The organism is Paraglaciecola sp. 20A4, from assembly GCF_011378905.1.
Lineage (GTDB): Bacteria > Pseudomonadota > Gammaproteobacteria > Enterobacterales > Alteromonadaceae > Paraglaciecola.
The window spans coordinates 29,312-45,664 of sequence record NZ_WTPY01000027.1 but is presented as its reverse complement, the minus strand read 5'-3'; the positions used below and the strand labels follow the sequence as shown (position 1 = coordinate 45,664).

Annotated in this window: 12 protein-coding genes; 4 read left to right on the top strand and 8 right to left on the bottom strand. The window is 44.2% G+C overall.

The features are described 5' to 3' along the window. Window positions 1-191 precede the first annotated feature (191 nt). Window positions 192-821 (top strand): LysE family translocator, encoded by a 630-nt coding sequence (locus GQS54_RS18735; RefSeq protein WP_166425453.1) that lies wholly within the window; start codon window positions 192-194, stop codon window positions 819-821. Between the two features lie 61 nt (window positions 822-882). On the opposite strand, the gene GQS54_RS18730 is transcribed toward GQS54_RS18735, so the two are convergent. From GQS54_RS18730 to GQS54_RS18710, 4 genes are all read right to left on the bottom strand, one after another. Next, window positions 883-1,233, bottom strand: coding sequence for a lactoylglutathione lyase (locus GQS54_RS18730; protein WP_166425452.1), 351 nt, complete (start codon window positions 1,231-1,233; stop codon window positions 883-885). A gap of 498 nt (window positions 1,234-1,731) precedes the next feature. After that, window positions 1,732-2,472 carry a FadR/GntR family transcriptional regulator gene (locus tag GQS54_RS18725; protein WP_166425451.1) on the bottom strand — a complete coding sequence of 247 codons (741 nt, stop codon included), beginning with the start codon at window positions 2,470-2,472 and terminating at the stop codon, window positions 1,732-1,734. Window positions 2,473-2,855: 383 nt separating this feature from the next. Beyond that, window positions 2,856-4,373 carry a DUF3360 family protein gene (locus tag GQS54_RS18715; protein ID WP_166425450.1) on the bottom strand — a complete coding sequence of 506 codons (1,518 nt, stop codon included), beginning with the start codon at window positions 4,371-4,373 and terminating at the stop codon, window positions 2,856-2,858. Between the two features lie 546 nt (window positions 4,374-4,919). Then, window positions 4,920-5,393, bottom strand: a complete 474-nt coding sequence (locus tag GQS54_RS18710) for a MarR family transcriptional regulator (protein ID WP_166425449.1) — start codon at window positions 5,391-5,393, stop codon at window positions 4,920-4,922. Window positions 5,394-5,700: 307 nt separating this feature from the next. On the opposite strand from GQS54_RS18710, the gene hmgA reads away from it, so the two are divergent. Genes hmgA through maiA form a run of 3 tightly spaced genes read left to right on the top strand, consistent with a single transcriptional unit; the run spans window position 5,701 to window position 9,014 of the window. Continuing rightward, window positions 5,701-7,005, top strand: a complete 1,305-nt coding sequence (gene hmgA, locus GQS54_RS18705) for a homogentisate 1,2-dioxygenase (protein ID WP_166425448.1) — start codon at window positions 5,701-5,703, stop codon at window positions 7,003-7,005. A gap of 30 nt (window positions 7,006-7,035) precedes the next feature. Then, window positions 7,036-8,349 carry a fumarylacetoacetase gene (gene fahA, locus GQS54_RS18700; RefSeq protein WP_166425447.1) on the top strand — a complete coding sequence of 438 codons (1,314 nt, stop codon included), beginning with the start codon at window positions 7,036-7,038 and terminating at the stop codon, window positions 8,347-8,349. Then, window positions 8,346-9,014: a maleylacetoacetate isomerase gene (gene maiA / locus GQS54_RS18695; protein ID WP_166425446.1), complete on the top strand. Its 669-nt coding sequence runs from the start codon at window positions 8,346-8,348 to the stop codon at window positions 9,012-9,014. The genes fahA and maiA overlap by 4 nt, the downstream gene beginning before the upstream one ends. A 111-nt stretch (window positions 9,015-9,125) precedes the next feature. Here the strand turns inward: maiA and GQS54_RS18690 are convergent, their stop codons facing one another. The 4 genes from GQS54_RS18690 to GQS54_RS18675 all read right to left on the bottom strand — a co-directional run bounded on the left by GQS54_RS18690 (window position 9,126) and on the right by GQS54_RS18675 (window position 15,848). Continuing rightward, window positions 9,126-11,072 carry a CRTAC1 family protein gene (locus tag GQS54_RS18690; RefSeq protein WP_166425445.1) on the bottom strand — a complete coding sequence of 649 codons (1,947 nt, stop codon included), beginning with the start codon at window positions 11,070-11,072 and terminating at the stop codon, window positions 9,126-9,128. Window positions 11,073-11,226: 154 nt separating this feature from the next. Then, window positions 11,227-12,702, bottom strand: coding sequence for a sulfatase-like hydrolase/transferase (locus GQS54_RS18685; protein WP_166425444.1), 1,476 nt, complete (start codon window positions 12,700-12,702; stop codon window positions 11,227-11,229). Window positions 12,703-12,783: 81 nt separating this feature from the next. Further along, the gene (locus GQS54_RS18680; protein ID WP_166425443.1) at window positions 12,784-14,346 is read right to left on the bottom strand and encodes a sulfatase-like hydrolase/transferase; all 1,563 of its coding nucleotides are present in this window, start codon (window positions 14,344-14,346) and stop codon (window positions 12,784-12,786) included. Between the two features lie 41 nt (window positions 14,347-14,387). Next, window positions 14,388-15,848, bottom strand: a complete 1,461-nt coding sequence (locus GQS54_RS18675) for a family 16 glycosylhydrolase (RefSeq protein WP_205967830.1) — start codon at window positions 15,846-15,848, stop codon at window positions 14,388-14,390. Window positions 15,849-16,353 lie beyond the last annotated feature (505 nt).

The following is a 16,353-nucleotide window of genomic DNA, read 5'->3' as shown; positions in this document are numbered from 1 at the left end:
ATTTGTTTAAACGGGTTATATTAGAACCTGTCGCTTATACGTCTAGTAAATTTACGCTTGGGTTTGTATATTACTCAGCACAGCAGTAATGCAGCTAAATATAGATGATTTCTATTACAGCTTGCTGAATATATAACTCCTAACAGGTTTCACATTCAAACCTGATACATACATACTAAACAGGATGACGGATGGATTTGCACGCCTATATTATTTTTTTAACCACCACCATCATAGTATGTATGTCTCCGGGACCGGCTGTGATCACTATAGCTTCGCAAGGGGCTCGCCACGGCGCGAAAAAAGCCTTGTGCGGGGTAACCGGTGTGGCTGGTGCGAATGTGGTGTACTTCCTATTGTCTGCCACAGGCATTGCCTCATTGATAATTGCATCTAACTTACTGTTTGCGGTTATTAAGTGGGTTGGAGTGTTGTATTTGGTATACCTTGGCTTAAATGCATTATTCAGTAAGAGCGGCGGGCTGAGTATTCATAAAAAAGCTCGCTCAAGTGCTAAAGGTTTAGCGTTGTTTAGCCAAGGTTTTATCGTTGAGTTGGCTAACCCAAAAGCGTTGTTGTACTTTTTGGCGTTACTGCCACAGTTTATCGATATTGAAAAACCCATATTAGGACAACTGCTAATTATGGGTGCGTCCTGTTTACTGGTCGATTTGATGTCTTACACCATGTACGCCTACATCGGGCAGAAACTGTCCAGTGGTTCGGTTAAATCATCAATTGTGAACGTGATCAATAAATCGGCTGGCGGTTTTTTACTCTTTGCCGGTATAAAAATGGCGTCAGTCAGCGCGAATATTTAGCGACGGCAAATTGATACCCGCTAAAATAGCTTGGCTATAAATAATGTTATTTCGTCAATGCTTATCGGGCGTTTAATTCAGTTATATGCCATAACTCGCCTGACGGCCCCCACAAGTAAACGACCTTACCCCAAGGCTCATGTTTAATGGGCTGATATTTGTTAGCCAAATCACCCATGCTTGCAATTTGCGCAAAAGCGACATGTATATCAGGCACAATCAACTGCATCATTAGGTTTTCAGCGAATACTTGTTGGTAACTATTCTGTAAAAAGAAGGTACATTCACCACTGATAAATAGACATAAATCGTCATTGACGGGCTCTTTGCTAAAGCCTAAAGCTTGATAGAATTGTTGGGATAGCGCAAAATCTTCGCTCGGAATAAATAAACGAATATCAGTCGTGTGCATACTCTACCCTTTCAAATATCTAAAGCTTGCTAGACAAACCTTATCATTGACTAAAATCTAAAAATATAGGTTTTAGCCAATTTAGCGCAACGTATTAGTCGGTCTTAGCCAAGGCCCTTAAAGTTGGGCCGGATAATACCCAAGCCAATCACGTCTTCGGCTTATATAAAAATCGTCAAAAACAATATGCTGGTACTAAATAGCCCTACTAACAATAGCGATAATAATAACCAAACGAGTAATCTGTCACCCAGTCGCCCATTCAAAAAATTCACCTACTGTTTCCTATCCCTACATTAGCTAAACCTTACCCATGCATTGCGTGAAGCAACTGCACAACTGGTAAACTAACGAGAAACAAGGAAGTAAGTTAGCAGTTTGATTTTCGATAAGATAACGACGAAGGGTGAATTTAAAAACACCAGCTTAAGCTGGTGTTTTAATTAGGCCATAAATTAGCCTTATAAAATTATATCAAGCGACAAGTGTGCTTAGCGTTTATACATAATTCGCTACATTACCGTCTAATCGGTGATCAGCGTCGTTTAACAAATTAGCCGTTAATTCTTCTGCTAGGTCGCCGTCGTGGGCTGTAATGGCATTACATACTGCCCGGTGAAATGGCACAGAGGTTTTATTCTCCCGAGGGTCTTTGTTGGTCAAACGAATACTGACCAACAAAGCCGAGTAAATCACGCCTTCCATCGCTTTTAAAAATTCATTATGGGCAGAGCGTAATACTGCACGGTGGAACTCGGCATCAGCAATCACAAAGCTTTCCACCGAACCGCCTTCTTGCTCCATCGCCACACACGCGGCTTCAATTTCAGCTATGTCTTCATCTGTGGCGCGTTCTGCTGCCCAGCGTGACGCTTTAGGCTCAAACGCTAAGCGGATTTCCATCAACTGTTTCAAAAAAGCAGGATTGGGCGGTGCAGATAAATGCCACGCTAAAACGTCGTCGTCAAGCATCGACCATTGATTGCGTGCGCGCACTCGAGTGCCAATGCCTCGGCGTACATCAAGCAAGCCCTTTCCAACTAAAATTTTAACAGCATCACGAATAACCACTCGGCTAACTTGATAGCGAGTCGCTAACGTATTCTCTTCATCTATCAGCGTGCCAGGCTCGTATGTGCCCGCAACAATGCGGCGGCCCAACTCCCGCGCTACCTGTACAGGCATGCTAGGCGTCATCGTCGCCGTGCGTTTAAGATCGTAATATACTAATTCGCTCATGATAATATTCTAAACATAAGATGTTAAAACATACAGTAAATGTATCACGCCTTGCAAAGGTTACAAAGCACATTACCTAACTAGTTGGTTGTTTATCTCTTTGACTTGGTCGTTAAAAAAGTTTCTTCCACGCACTTTATTTGAATATGACGGCCTATGCTTTTACTATATCTCGATCAATGTCTTCAATAGTTTTCCCCTTGGTTTCAGGTAAAATTTTAGCCACGACCAACATACCGATAAACGCGATAATGCCGTAATTTAATAATGTATTTGCTGCGCCTAAGTTTTGCAGGAATAATCGCTGGATCTTGTAATTCGAGATACTTTGTACAAACAAAACCAGCAGGTAGCGCAGACCATGGCATGATCTGCGCGTTTTATTAATGTTGGAAATCTGACATCAGTGCAGGTATGCCTGGCAGCATGCCGACCATCGCCATAACCAGAGTGAGTAATACAAACATGACCAGTGGAATTATCCAGCGGCTCATATGGGTTAACTCGGCACTTCTTTGTTTACAGCCAATCAGACCGAGGTTATCCAGCAACATGGTAAGGGACCAACCAAACGCAGGATTCACCAACGTTGATGCAAATACCACGATGGCGGCTGATTGGGTGGTTTTGCCTTCTCGTGTCATTTCCATGCCAGCTTCGAGCAATGGAATAAATACCCCCACAATTAACGCCACACATAACACGGGCTGCCAAATCGCTAAATCCATGGGGTAACCCCACACACCGGCGATAATACAAAATAATGCAGTTAATATAGCGCCAGCCGGAATGGGTCGTTTAGCAATGGCGGCCGGTACAATATAGGTCCCCCATGAAGACGCGAAATTCGAGCCACCTAAAATAGAGCCAAAGGTCTGCCTGACCGATGCACTAAGCATGGTATCGTCGATATTCATTTGCACTTTTTCTGTCCGCTGTGGATAGCTTATTTTCTGAAATACCTGGTGACCCAAGAAATCCGGCGACCACATGGCAACGGCGAGTACGGCAAACGGCAATACAACGACGAAACTTTCGAGGGTTGGCATGCCTAGCATCCAACCAGTATTTTCGCCCCACCAGTACATAGGATTGATATTAGGCAAGCCAGGGGCTGTTTTAAATTCAAACGGAGCCCCTAATAAAAACGCCGTCACTCCACCTATTAGGCAGCTAAGTGGCACCGCTAACCAACGTTTTTTGAAGTGCTCGAGCAATGCATATAATAAAATGGTGGCCAGAATGACAATAAATGCAATATGGGTCATTTGAATATCTTCTGCCCAAGCGAATAACTTCTTTACTTGAGAAATAGTGCCAATAAAGCCGAGGTACAGTAGCAGCCCCCCACATACCCCTTTACTGGTAAGTCGAGCTAGTAAACTTCCTCCTTTACTGACAGCGAGGATTAAACCGAACGCCCCAATCAGTAACCCAAACGCCATAGGGTGCCCACCTGCTGCGACAACAATCGGAATTAACGGAATAAGCGGTCCGTGGGTACCAGCTAGATTGGCGGTCGGTAAAATAAAACCAGAAAATATCAGAATGAAAACAGCAACAATGAATAATTCATAGCGTACATTCTCTAAAACAAAGCCGTCACTTAAGCCTAATGTTCCGGCAAACGTGCCCGCAATAGCACTAACCATAACGACTTTGCCGATGGTGCCTGCTAATGCGGGTATCGTATCCTCAAATTCGAAGCGATAATCTCGAAAAGGTAAATTAGGCCGCCAACGCCTTGGCTGCATAATTTGCAGTTCATGCTCGAGGTACTCGTCTCTGCTGTCGAACTCAGAACTGGGCTTATGCAGATTTTCATAGCTATCAGAAATGGTCTGCGTATCCTCTGTCTGTATAGCTTCAGACCGATTGTCATACTGCGACGTGGTATTCATGATATTTCCTAACACATGGTGACTTGCTCAAAATAATAATAAACGCTTTTTTTGAAGCAAATGAAATCGATGCGGCAGAGTAAGCCAGCCATTGGTAAATGGCGATTAAGCAAAAGGTCTTATACGAACAAAGATCAGCGAGTACAAGTAAAAATGAGAACATTAAAAAAGACGACTGGAAGTGCTTACCCACCAAAAGAATAATTAATTATACTTAAAAATCATTCACTTAACATAATAATGCAACATAGTTACGACAGTCAAAAATAAGATCAATGCAAGCGAGTCTAGGCCTATAAATTAGCCATGAGACTTTGGTCTTATGGTCAATTTATATGCTATTGCAACCGTCATTAGCTGCAAAAATGACTTAGGACGAACATCCCTACTAGATAATCAATTTGATCGTACGTAAACCCAATCGCAATCATAACCTCTGTCTGAAAGGACTGTAGCATCTGAGACTGATAGTCAATTTTAGAAGAAAGGTAATCCGAGATGAAAAAGATATTTATTCTTGCAGATCGCACTTTTGCGCTATTTTGCTTAATCAGCCTCGTGAGATTGATTATTTTCGTGTCTCTGCGCCGCCATTTTGATCACTTGGTTATCAAGCTTTTCTATGATGCGCATTAAATTTCGGTACTCACTTGTATCGAGTACGCTTAATAATTCTTCTTCCCACACGAGAGCTTTAGGGGAAATACTTTGATATTGGGCATACCCTGCTTCGGTTAACGATAAATAAGCAGCGCGATTATCTTGCGGGTCAGTTTCCCGCCGCAACAAAGCTTTATCCTCTAGCTGCTTGACCGCTCGCGACACTTTAGATTTATCCATCAATGTCAGCACAGCAATATCTTTTGCATTAAGTTTTCCGTACTCCCCTAAACAGGCTAATAACCGCCAATCAGGAATAGCCAGCTTAAACTCCTCGCGATATGTCTGTGAGAAAGCATTGCTAATGCGCGTAGCTAAATTGACCATTCGATAAGGTACAAACAGTTTAAGTAAAATCATTTTAAACGCCGTGTAGAGTCGAAGTTGTCTCACGCTTTGTTTTGCGCAATCAGAGTAGGTACTGAGACAGAATGCATAAAGCTTACACTTCAACGTACTGCTACGCCACAACCACTTACTCTTAAGTAAGAGCAATTAAAGAAATCTTTACGATAACAACCGTTAATTAATCGCCTAATAGCTTCATATAAGCACGATAAACTTGCATTCAGGTTATTTAAGCTTATAAATTAATCTCACATGAGAGCATTACCTATAAATAAACTACTGCTAATTAAGTTTATAACTAGGTGAGTAAGAGGTGTACATGACGGTCGATGTGTCAATAAACAAGCTGTATGGGTTCAATAATGAACACCAAACAGAGGCTTTGCCAGGCGCGTTACCTGTAGGACAATTCAGTCCGCAGCGTTGCCCTTATGGGCTATATGCAGAGCAATTTAGCAGTAGTGCTTTCACGCGGCCTCGGCACCAAAACCGCCGGACTTGGACCTATCGCATTCGCCCATCTATTGCCATGGGCGACTTTAGCAAAATAGCAAAAGGGCATGTGCGTTCAGGGCCAATCACTGATGCGGATTGCCCGCCCAATGTAATGCGCTGGGACGCCCTTCCTTTGCCCACTGAGCCAACTGACTTTATCGATGGTCTGACAACAGTCGCAGCAAACGGAGATGTGCGCGCCCAAACAGGCATTGGTATTCATATTTATGTGGCGAATAAAAACATGGGCAGGCGATCATTTTATTCTGCCGACGGCGAGTTACTGTTTATCCCACAACTCGGGGCGTTTAGCGCCATAACGGAAATGGGCAAGCTAGATATAGCGCCTGGGGAGATCCTCGTTATTCCCCGAGGTATAAAATTTAAAATAGAACCGACAGATGGGCCTATTCGCGGCTATCTTTGCGAAAACTATGGTAGCCCAATGGAGCTAGCAGAGCGTGGGCCTGCCGGAGCCAATGGCTTTGCGAATCAAAGAGATTTTGAATATCCCCTCGCGCGCTTCGAAGATACCGAGGGGCATCACCAAGTCATTGCTAAATTTTGTGGCGAGTTTTTTCAGTCAACACAAAACCATAGCCCGTTTGATGTGGTTGCGTGGGTAGGCAATAGCGCTCCTTATAAGTATGACCTATCACGTTTTAACGTGCTCAGCACGGTGAGTTTCGATCATCCAGACCCGTCAATTTTCACCGTACTGACCTCGCCTAGCGCCGACGCTGGTATAGCAAATGTAGACTTTGTTATTTTTCCACCGCGATGGATGGTAGCTGAAAATACTTTTCGGCCGCCTTGGTATCACAGAAACGTGATGAGTGAGTTTATGGGCTTAATTGAAGGCACCTATGATGCCAAAGAAAAAGGCTTCTCCCCAGGGGGCTTCAGCTTGCACAACTGCATGACGCCCCACGGCCCAGAAGCAGAGGTGTTTGAAAAAGCCAGCCACGGCGAACTGAAGCCTCAGCGCTATGAAAATACCATGGCGTTTATGCTGGAATCTCGCTATGTGATCGAGCCAACAAAATTTGCACTTAATGCCCATCAGCGCCAGAAAAATTACTTGGCCTGTTGGGGCGATCTTAAAAAACATTTTAACGGCCAGCCCTAGTCGTCGGCACGCTATTAAGGAATTGATAATATGACAATGGTAAACGAAACACATGATCCGGCTCGTAAAAGTTGGGTAAGCTCGGCTAATGGCCACTCGCAATTTCCGATTCAAAACTTACCGTTCGCAATTTTTCGTGAGGCGGGATCTAACGGCATTTGGCGCGGTGGGGTAGCCATTGGTGAACAGATACTCGACATGGCAAAAGTCGTGAAGCTAAATTTATTTATCGGCGATGCACAAACAGCGGCACAAGCAGCCGCGCAAAGCAGTTTAAATACCTTAATGGGATTAGGTGCTAAGACAAATTCAACCTTGCGAAGCGCATTGTCAAATGCGTTAAGTGAAGAATCTGCTGACCAAAGTGCTCTTGAAAATTGCCTAGTTGCACAAAGTGACGCCCAATACGCCCTGCCTTGTCAAGTAACAGATTATACCGACTTTTATACGTCGATTCATCATGCAACTGCAGTCGGCAGTTTGTTTCGCCCTGACAATCCTTTGTTACCTAACTATAAATGGGTACCAATTGGCTATCACGGGCGCTCATCAAGCATAGGTGTTTCAGGCCAAACCTTCCCTCGCCCTGTGGGGCAAACCAAAAAACCTGATGCCTGCACACCAGACTTTGCTCCTTGTCAACGATTAGACTACGAATTAGAAATGGGCGTGTTTATTGGTCAAGGTACGCAACTTGGCCAACGTATTGATATCAGCAACGCCCAAGAGCATATCTTTGGCATGTGCATTTTAAATGACTGGTCTGCCCGAGATATTCAAGCATGGGAATACCAACCATTGGGACCCTTTTTAGCTAAAAATTTCGCATCGACAATTTCTCCTTGGGTCGTTACAGCACAGGCACTAGCACCATTTAGACATCAATTTAGTCGCCCTAAGACAGATCCACAACCCCTAACATACCTAACCAGCGAAGAGAACTCGCAATACGGAAATTTAGATATCAACCTAAGCTGCTTTATCCAGACCGAGAACATGCGACAAGCAAAGCAAGCTGCGCAGCAACTGTCTGAATCAAACTTTAAACATGCTTACTGGACACCCGCTCAACTCGTTACCCATCACAGCGTTAATGGCTGCCCTATGACCCCAGGCGATCTTTTAGGCTCGGGCACTCAATCTGGTCCAGAAGCAGATGAGGCAGGCTCGTTGCTTGAACTGACTCAAGGCGGCAAAAAATCGTTAATCCTAGATAACGGCGAAACTCGTACCTTTTTACAAGACGGTGATACCATTATTATGCGCGCCCATTGCAGTCGTGACGGCGCAGTCAGCATTGGTTTTGGTGAAGTGGTCGGTACTGTTTTACCCGCACTGCTATGAAATTATTTAGCTATTTTCGCTCATCAGCGGCGTACCGAGTTCGAATTGCCCTGAATCTTAAGAAAATTGAGCACGAATTGGTATATGTTAACTTGCTTAAGAGTGAACAATTAACTGATGAATACAAGGCGTTACAACCCCAAGGTCTTGTACCTTGCTTGCAAATTGACAGTGGCGAGGTGCTCACTCAATCCGGCGCCATTTTGGCCTATATTGACGGGCAATATCCGCAATACCCACTGATGCCCAATAACCTGTTGGCTGCAGTCAATGTGCGTAGCATAGTTGACATGATTGCGTGCGATATTCATCCACTAAACAACTTGCGCGTATTAAAATATCTGAGTAAAGCATTAACTGTCGACGAAAGGCACAAGCAAGAATGGTATCGCCACTGGATACAAGAGGGCTTCACGGCGATTGAAGCATTACTGAATAAAGAAGATAAAAGTTGCGGTAGGCACACGTCGAGCAATAACGTCTATGCGATGGGAGAAACGGTCACCATGGTCGATGTCTATTTAGTCCCTCAAGTCTATAACGCCTTGCGATTCGAGGTGGATATGCAGCCCTACCCTAATATTATGCGCATTTACGAGGCGTGTAATATGTTAGATGCCTTTGTACAAGCAGCCCCGCAAAATCAGCCTGACTGTACAATTTAGCTAGGGTGAAATCTAACGGTATTACATACCCATAAAATAGGACTAAAAATAAGCGCCACCTATTCACATTGGTGGCTCCTTTTACTTTTAAAGCTGAGATAACGCCTAGTGTTACTTTTTATTTAACGGCAACTTAAGGATCGCATCATAGGATACAGATTGTGCACTATCGCTTTCACCGTTACTCCAGCGTACGATTACCTTGTCAATTTCTGTACACGAGCCTAAACCAAAGTGCAGCGTTGCACGCAACGACTGGGTATACGGTGCACCGCTATCACCAACACGTTGGATTTGGGTATTTCCACAAGCGCTAACGCTCACCAGAGCATCTCGGCGTGATGCTTTGCTTCTAGGTGATTCTTCCACGGCTACTTTCAAATAATGCCCAGCCTCGGCAGCTTTGCTATCATTTGAGCTAAAACCACTATTTCTTTCAAGATGCCATCTGCCACGCTCGTTGGCGTAGACTAGATCAAGGTTACCGTCTAAATCAAAATCGATAGCATCCGCCCCTGACCCAGTGGCACCAAGCTCTTGGGATACAACGCCGTGGTGCGGATCCAGTTTGAACGTGCCGTCGCCTTGATTGAGTAACACACTTTGTGCGTTAGGCGTGACCATATTACCTCGAGTAACGACAAACAAATCCGCAAAGCCATTGTTGTCAAAATCACCTACCGCAACACCTGTGTTATGGACGTTTTTAAGGAGCCCAGCTTTCTCAGTTACATCGATAAAATGACCATGCTGATTTTCAAGTAATATGTCGCTGGGACCTTTAGGCAATTTAGTGGCTACATAACTTTTAACATTTTTAATCACCCCGGTTGTTGGAGGATTAGTGGTGCCGGCTATCCGCCAGGTATCGTTACCAATATAGCCAATGTAAATACCTTTTTTAGTGGGTTTGTCTGGCCAGCCTAAAGCTAAGCTACTAACTAAACGGATATTTTGTCCGCCGTGAAACTCACCAGGGAATTGATATTGATAGCCGCTTTCACCGATAAAAACGTCTTGATCAGGATAGGATGTTTGTAGGTTCTCAATTTCAAGGACTTCCCCTAGGAGCAGATCATCAAGCTGGAATGGACCCCGCTTAGTGTAAAAAGCCAACGTAGAGGTCTGAGGATCGTAAAACGTATCTCCCGCCTTCAATCTTTTGCCGCGAGTGAGATAAAGATCAAAATCGCCATCGTTATCAAAGTCAATTTGGGCAATCCCAGTCACATCACTTATCTCTTGCCCCAACACTTGGCGCGTTACATCCTTAAAGCCAAATTTAGCATCTCCCTGCAGTGCTTTTACCGCGCCATCACCGTACAATATTATGTCGCTGATATTGTCTTGATTGAAGTCTGTGATCAGCATTTTTTGCCCGTCACGATGCGTACGAGGTAACAGGCCTTCTTGGGTCAAGTTACCCTTACCGTCGTTGCGGTACAAGTAGTTCTCACCTTCTGGGCCGGCGTCCTTCGACGGAAACCCGAGTAAGGCTAAATCTAAATCACCGTCATTGTCAGCGTCAAAAAATTTGCTGGTGCGTCCACGCATATTTCTCAACGCCGGTGAAAAATCCTCGCCTTTAGAAATTTTACGATCTTTACTGAAATGAAAAAGTTTAGCGTTACGCGCGTTGGCACCAGAGCCCCCACCGCGAGAAATCAACGCGTCGATCACGCCGTCTTTATCAAAATCTCCCACGCCTATGCCGTGCATGTCGCCCATAATGAGATCGTAGCCTTTACCGAACGTCCCCTTATTGTTCCAGTACAATTTAACGCTGTAACCATGATCGGTCAGCAGTAAATCGTCATACCCATCTTGGTCCAAGTCAGCGATAACGGGATTGTCCCATTTACGTCGACTCTTGTTTTCAAGCGCGATAACGTTTTTAGCTGCGCTAAAACGTGTCTGTACAGACGAGGCCTTTTCGCTGGATTGTTCACCATAAGCAACCTGTCCAAGTGGCGAAAGGGCCGCACTTTGACAACCCGCTGTTAATCCGATAAGCACACTTAGTGCGGCTACTGGATACGTAGGAAAGAGTGTTTTCATTTATTTAACCTCATACTCATCTTTTTTTGCAGAATGAATGCAATTGATTTTGCTAGTTGCTAGCATCCAAGGCGGGCGTTATGTAAGCGTATTTCATCGCCTGCTGTTAAGTGATGACTCAACGGCAGGCCACATAGACAGTTAGGGCTTCATATCAGCGTTTTGAGCCATCACCTACCTCAAAGGTTTCATCAAAACGAGGCATAGCTTTTAAACGCCATCTTGCCCCCTCACTAGAATTGTGAAACCACTTAGGTTGCGCATTGTTCCAGCTCCATGATTCCATCGATGAAACCATGTCACGTAAAATGGCCGGATGTGCTGCACTGACATCTTTGTTCTCAGAAATATCATCCGCAATGTTGAATAACTTCCACTTCTGGTTATGATTTTTCACTGCCTTGTATTGATTACGTCTGGCAGCAGCATCGCTGAATCCATCACGATGGCGAAGTACATAAATAAACTCATCTTTATGGGGAGCATTGCCAGCTTGCAGTCCAGTCCAAATGTCTTTGCCGTCTAGCTTTTTACCTGCAGGTAACGTTGCACCACCTATTTCAGCAAAGGTCGGGTACAAATCAAGTGCAAGTACAGGATGGGGAAAGCGACTACCGGCTTTTAAGTGTTCAGGCCAATGGAACAACATTGGCACGCGAAATCCGCCTTCTTGTACGCTGCCCTTCCCTTCTTTGAGAGGGAAATTATTTGAGCCTTGGCCCATTTTCCCGCCATTGTCACTCATAAATACGATCAAGGTATTATCAAACTGACCATTTTTTTTCAGCTGTTCAACGATACGGCCTACGCCGCGGTCCACTGCGTATACCATAGCGGCATACGTGCGACGCTTTTTATCTTTTATATTGCTAAATACCGCTAAGTCGTCTTCTTTCGCTTGCAACGGAACATGGGGGGCGTTGTAGGCAAGATACAAGAAAAACGGTTGTTTTTTAGCTGCTGCTTTATCAACAAAGCTGACGGCTTCGCGACTTAAACCATCCGTTATATATTCAGTTTCGCGTACTTCTTTACCGTTGTGCTCTAACGGCGTGAGATACATATTAATATTAGTTAACCCCTGTGCCACACGATCAGCGTAAGCTTTTTCGAATTCAGCAGGGAAGTAATTATGCCCACCACCTAAAAATCCATAAAACTCGTCAAATCCATGTTTATTAGGATGAAATTCTGGTGCTTCGCCTAAATGCCATTTACCCATGGCACCCGTAAAGTAACCGGCATTTTTCATCGTTTGGGCGATAAAGGGCTCGTCGGCAGACACGCCTACGTTAGAGTTATCTTCTGGCAAATTGAATTGGGCACCTATCTTATGAGGGTAGCGTCCGGTCATAATGGCAGCGCGGCTTGGACCGCAAAAGGGATGCGCTACATAGGCCGCATCAAACGTTACGCCGTCTTTTGCTAACGTATCTAAATTCGGGGTTTTGATATCTGTTGAGCCATTGAACCCCACATCGTTGTAACCAAGGTCATCTGCCAATACAAACAAAATATTGGGTTTTTCAGCATTATCAGCCTGATTAGCCATCACCGAAGCCGACAGCCCAGCTGACATAGCCACTATTGCACCACATATAAGGGTGCCTATTTTTGTTTTACACATCATTATGTTGTCCTTACACAAATTACTAAAATCCAAAAGCAGCCCAAACGAGCATTTAGCTAATTTGGGGAATAGAGACGACGCCTAGTCGACTTCATAAGCTTGGCTTTTACCTTCTTCACTGCGATAACCGGCTACTTGATAACGGAATTTTTGTACCGAGGGATCGTTAATACGCACCAACTCGTCTTCCATCAGTTGCACCATATGACGCAATTGCTTGGTATATTTTTTATCTTTAATCACGTTGTTAACTTCAATCGGATCGTTTTTAAGATCGTATAACTCGTCGCGGTTATCACCTGGGTTCCAGACAAATTTCATTTCAGGTGTGCGCAGTGCGCGAATACCAAACCAACCCCCGTTGTACCATTCATAAGCGTAAAGCGCTTTATCGACTCGACCTTTATCGGCGATGTCACCTTGTTCCATCAAGTTGGTTAAACTGCGGCCATCAACGTCCCCATCAGGCTTGAGTGCCATCATGTCACCTAGGGTTGGTGCAATGTCTAACATCGAAACTTGCTTATGAATAATTTTCGGCTCGACATTAGGATTACGAATAATAAGCGGCATACGCATAAGCTCATCGTACGCGTACGGACCTTTATCATATAAGTCATGCTCACCTAACATGCTGCCTTGGTCGCCTAATACGATAATGGTTAAATCATCGTACATACCCAGTGCTTTGGTGGTATCGATAATCTCTCCCACTGCATGGTCAATCATAGCAATAGCCCCGTAATAGAAAGTACGGGATTTTCGCCAGTCCATGTCGGTCATATGGTCAACGTCGTGCCAAGGCCACCAATCTTCATCTTGAGCCATAGGTTTAAATTGACGTTTAACAGCGTGATTGGCTGGCAATTTAACCGTTTTAGGATCAAACATGCTGGCATAGGGCTCCGGTACACGATAAGGCGGATGGGGCTGCTCGAAGCTGATTACGCCGAAAAACGGTTGATCTTGTTTGGCTGCTTCACGCAGCATTTCTTGTCCCATATGCACATTTTCTGCGGTATGGTTGGTTTCATAGGTACCGGCTAGTGTTTCAAAGTACTCGTGCTTTTCACCATTGGCATCTCGCTCACCGCGATTGTATTTGGCCATTTTGGCTTGTTTTTCGTAAGGTACGTAAGGACGAGAATGGCGAGCCTGTGAATGCTCTTTACCCCACATAAATTTGGCTCCGCGCAATGCTGGCCCTTGAGGTCCTAAGTGCCACTTGCCCACGTAACCGACATTATAACCCGCGTCGGTGGCCCGACGAATAACGCCACCTTGGTCTTCAGATAACTCATCAACACGTGAGTGATACAAACCGACATTGTCGTCAAGACCAGTTTTATGTCCCCATCGTCCGGTAAACAAGGCCGCTCTTGAAGGAGAACATAAACCTGTGGTTGTCATAGCGTTATCAAAACGCGTACCCGAATTAGCCAATGCATCAATATTTGGGGTAGGTACCGGCCCCCCACGATAGGAAAATGTATCAAAACGCATGTCGTCAAACATTAGCACCAACACATTGGGTTTCTTTGCCTTAGCGGCGGATGTATCGCCGCTGTCCTGTGCAGCAAAGCTGTAACTACCATGGCAAAGCAGGGCTGTTGCTAAGCCTGTTAGCAAAATATTCAACGTCATTTTAATCTCCTTAAGGATGAAAAGTATTGATAACTCACCTTTTACTTGGCTTTTTTAAGCGCTACATTGTCGATAAACAACGTACTTTTGCCGGAAATAAGGTTACTGCTATCAATTGAAATATTAAGCGCATCATTTGCGCCAGATGCGCTTTTGCGCGTCAAGGGTTGACTCAAGCTAACCCACAGGCCTTTGCTAATGGCTTGCAAATCAAAGTGAAGAGTTGTTTTAGGGTTAATCAAATCGAGGTTTAAGGTTTTCCATGTGCTATCGGGTGCCAGCCACACATCAAAACAAATCTCGTATTCGCCAGCGGGCACGTTCACCGAACCATCTGGCGCTATAGCAGAAATTACTAGCGCATTATCGCTCGCGTCGGCTTCTATTTTTAAAGAAGCCTTACCTTTAGTCGCACGCTCATAGACTAATGATGCGTGTTCAGATGATGCACCGGGGAACTCCCAAAATTGTTGATAAGCATTATCTTTAGAGCTTTCAGGTGCCATTTTTAAAGGCTTTGGGTTTTTATCAAATAATTGCGGCCCTTCAAAACTATAAAACGCCCGCTGAAGTGTATTGTCTTGGGGCTTTTGCCACACTCGAACGTAATCTACGTCAAATGAACCAGGTAGTTCTTCTTTATGAGGCATACCTAACCATTGAAAAATCTCAGAGTCTAACCAGATTTCTAGCGGGTTCGTTAATACCCACTTATCACCCAGCTCTTTTTGGGTAACCGAGTAAATCAACTTACCGTCGGTGAATAATTTTAGATAATCTTGCCCCCACTCAGCTGCGTATACATGAAACTCATCGGCAACCCTAAAGGGGTATTTTTCGCTATGTTGAAATGCCCAAGTTGGACGTTTTGCGGGTGGACGCCAATCATGAGCCGTAGATTTAACGTAGTCTTCACGAATATTCCCCTCAATGGTAGGCCTACCCATTTGCTCAAATATATCTAACTCTGACTGGTAACCTAGGGCCCAAAAGGCACTGGTCATGGCGGCATCTATAGCTTTTGAACGCACCTCCATATAACCATTTAAAAAGCGTTGGTGACTTACAATAGCTGCCGTTGTTATCGGCATCGGTTCATCTTCGTATACGCCGTAACCTGCGTCTACATCGCCATCAGCATAATTCTCTTCGGCAAAAGCGAAGTCTGGCTCCCACTGACTTTTTAGCTTGAGCAGGCCATCTTCAACGATGACATTATGGGGTGCAAATTGCGAGGGTGCGCGACCTTTCCAAATATAGTATTCGTTATTGTCGCCTTGAACTAACCACTTACTACGATCAATTTCATTACCGGTAAACTCATCACTGATCGCCGTATTCAATATCCAACCGGCTTCATTTTGCGGATCAGATATGGGTGTTACCTGCGCGATGTCATTTAACTCGTTGACTGTATCAGTTGGATCCGCATCGCTTTGACAGGCCATTAATCCCTGTGTTGTCAGCAGTATAATGGCAGCTTTAGTAAAATTCGCTTTCATAATGTGTCGTCCCAATAAACACCCTAAAGAGGTTTATAAGCGTCCCACAGGCAACCTCGAGTATTACGTTGTGTGGACAATATTTTTTTATATCAAATTCAATTGAGGTAACTGTGTAATATTTGTTAATGAATAATTAAATTCACGGCACACATATAAACATATGATGTTTGTGTATGCAATATCTTTTAATATCTCTATTTGAATTTTTTTTACCGATTGAAATTTCGGTATCAACACCAATCTTTTGCTTTATTAATTGCTTCATTAATTATCTATCGATTAAGTGCGATTGTTGTAAAAAGCCCGTTAAGGATAAAAGTACTATCTGGCTTAATGAAACTTAATAACCTTTTCACATCGAGGTATATAACGACACCTGCAATATTACTGGTTTGAGCACTTCAATTTGATATGCCATTTCGAGCTTTCACTTTTACTATACGAGGGTTAATTACGTTTATTATCAATACCAAGAAATCAATACCGTCCCACCAGCAACGTG

What these genes read in the sequence shown, in the direction of transcription:
- GQS54_RS18710 (WP_166425449.1), bottom strand. Translation starts at nt 5,393, where the DNA reads ATGATTTTACTTAAACTGTTTGTACCTTATCGAATGGTCAATTTAGCT.
- GQS54_RS18735 (WP_166425453.1), top strand. Translation starts at nt 192, where the DNA reads ATGGATTTGCACGCCTATATTATTTTTTTAACCACCACCATCATAGTA.
- maiA (WP_166425446.1), top strand. Translation starts at nt 8,346, where the DNA reads ATGAAATTATTTAGCTATTTTCGCTCATCAGCGGCGTACCGAGTTCGA.
- GQS54_RS18685 (WP_166425444.1), bottom strand. Translation starts at nt 12,702, where the DNA reads ATGATGTGTAAAACAAAAATAGGCACCCTTATATGTGGTGCAATAGTG.
- GQS54_RS18730 (WP_166425452.1), bottom strand. Translation starts at nt 1,233, where the DNA reads ATGCACACGACTGATATTCGTTTATTTATTCCGAGCGAAGATTTTGCG.
- GQS54_RS18690 (WP_166425445.1), bottom strand. Translation starts at nt 11,072, where the DNA reads ATGAAAACACTCTTTCCTACGTATCCAGTAGCCGCACTAAGTGTGCTT.
- GQS54_RS18725 (WP_166425451.1), bottom strand. Translation starts at nt 2,472, where the DNA reads ATGAGCGAATTAGTATATTACGATCTTAAACGCACGGCGACGATGACG.
- hmgA (WP_166425448.1), top strand. Translation starts at nt 5,701, where the DNA reads ATGACGGTCGATGTGTCAATAAACAAGCTGTATGGGTTCAATAATGAA.
- GQS54_RS18680 (WP_166425443.1), bottom strand. Translation starts at nt 14,346, where the DNA reads ATGACGTTGAATATTTTGCTAACAGGCTTAGCAACAGCCCTGCTTTGC.
- GQS54_RS18675 (WP_205967830.1), bottom strand. Translation starts at nt 15,848, where the DNA reads ATGAAAGCGAATTTTACTAAAGCTGCCATTATACTGCTGACAACACAG.
- fahA (WP_166425447.1), top strand. Translation starts at nt 7,036, where the DNA reads ATGACAATGGTAAACGAAACACATGATCCGGCTCGTAAAAGTTGGGTA.
- GQS54_RS18715 (WP_166425450.1), bottom strand. Translation starts at nt 4,373, where the DNA reads ATGAATACCACGTCGCAGTATGACAATCGGTCTGAAGCTATACAGACA.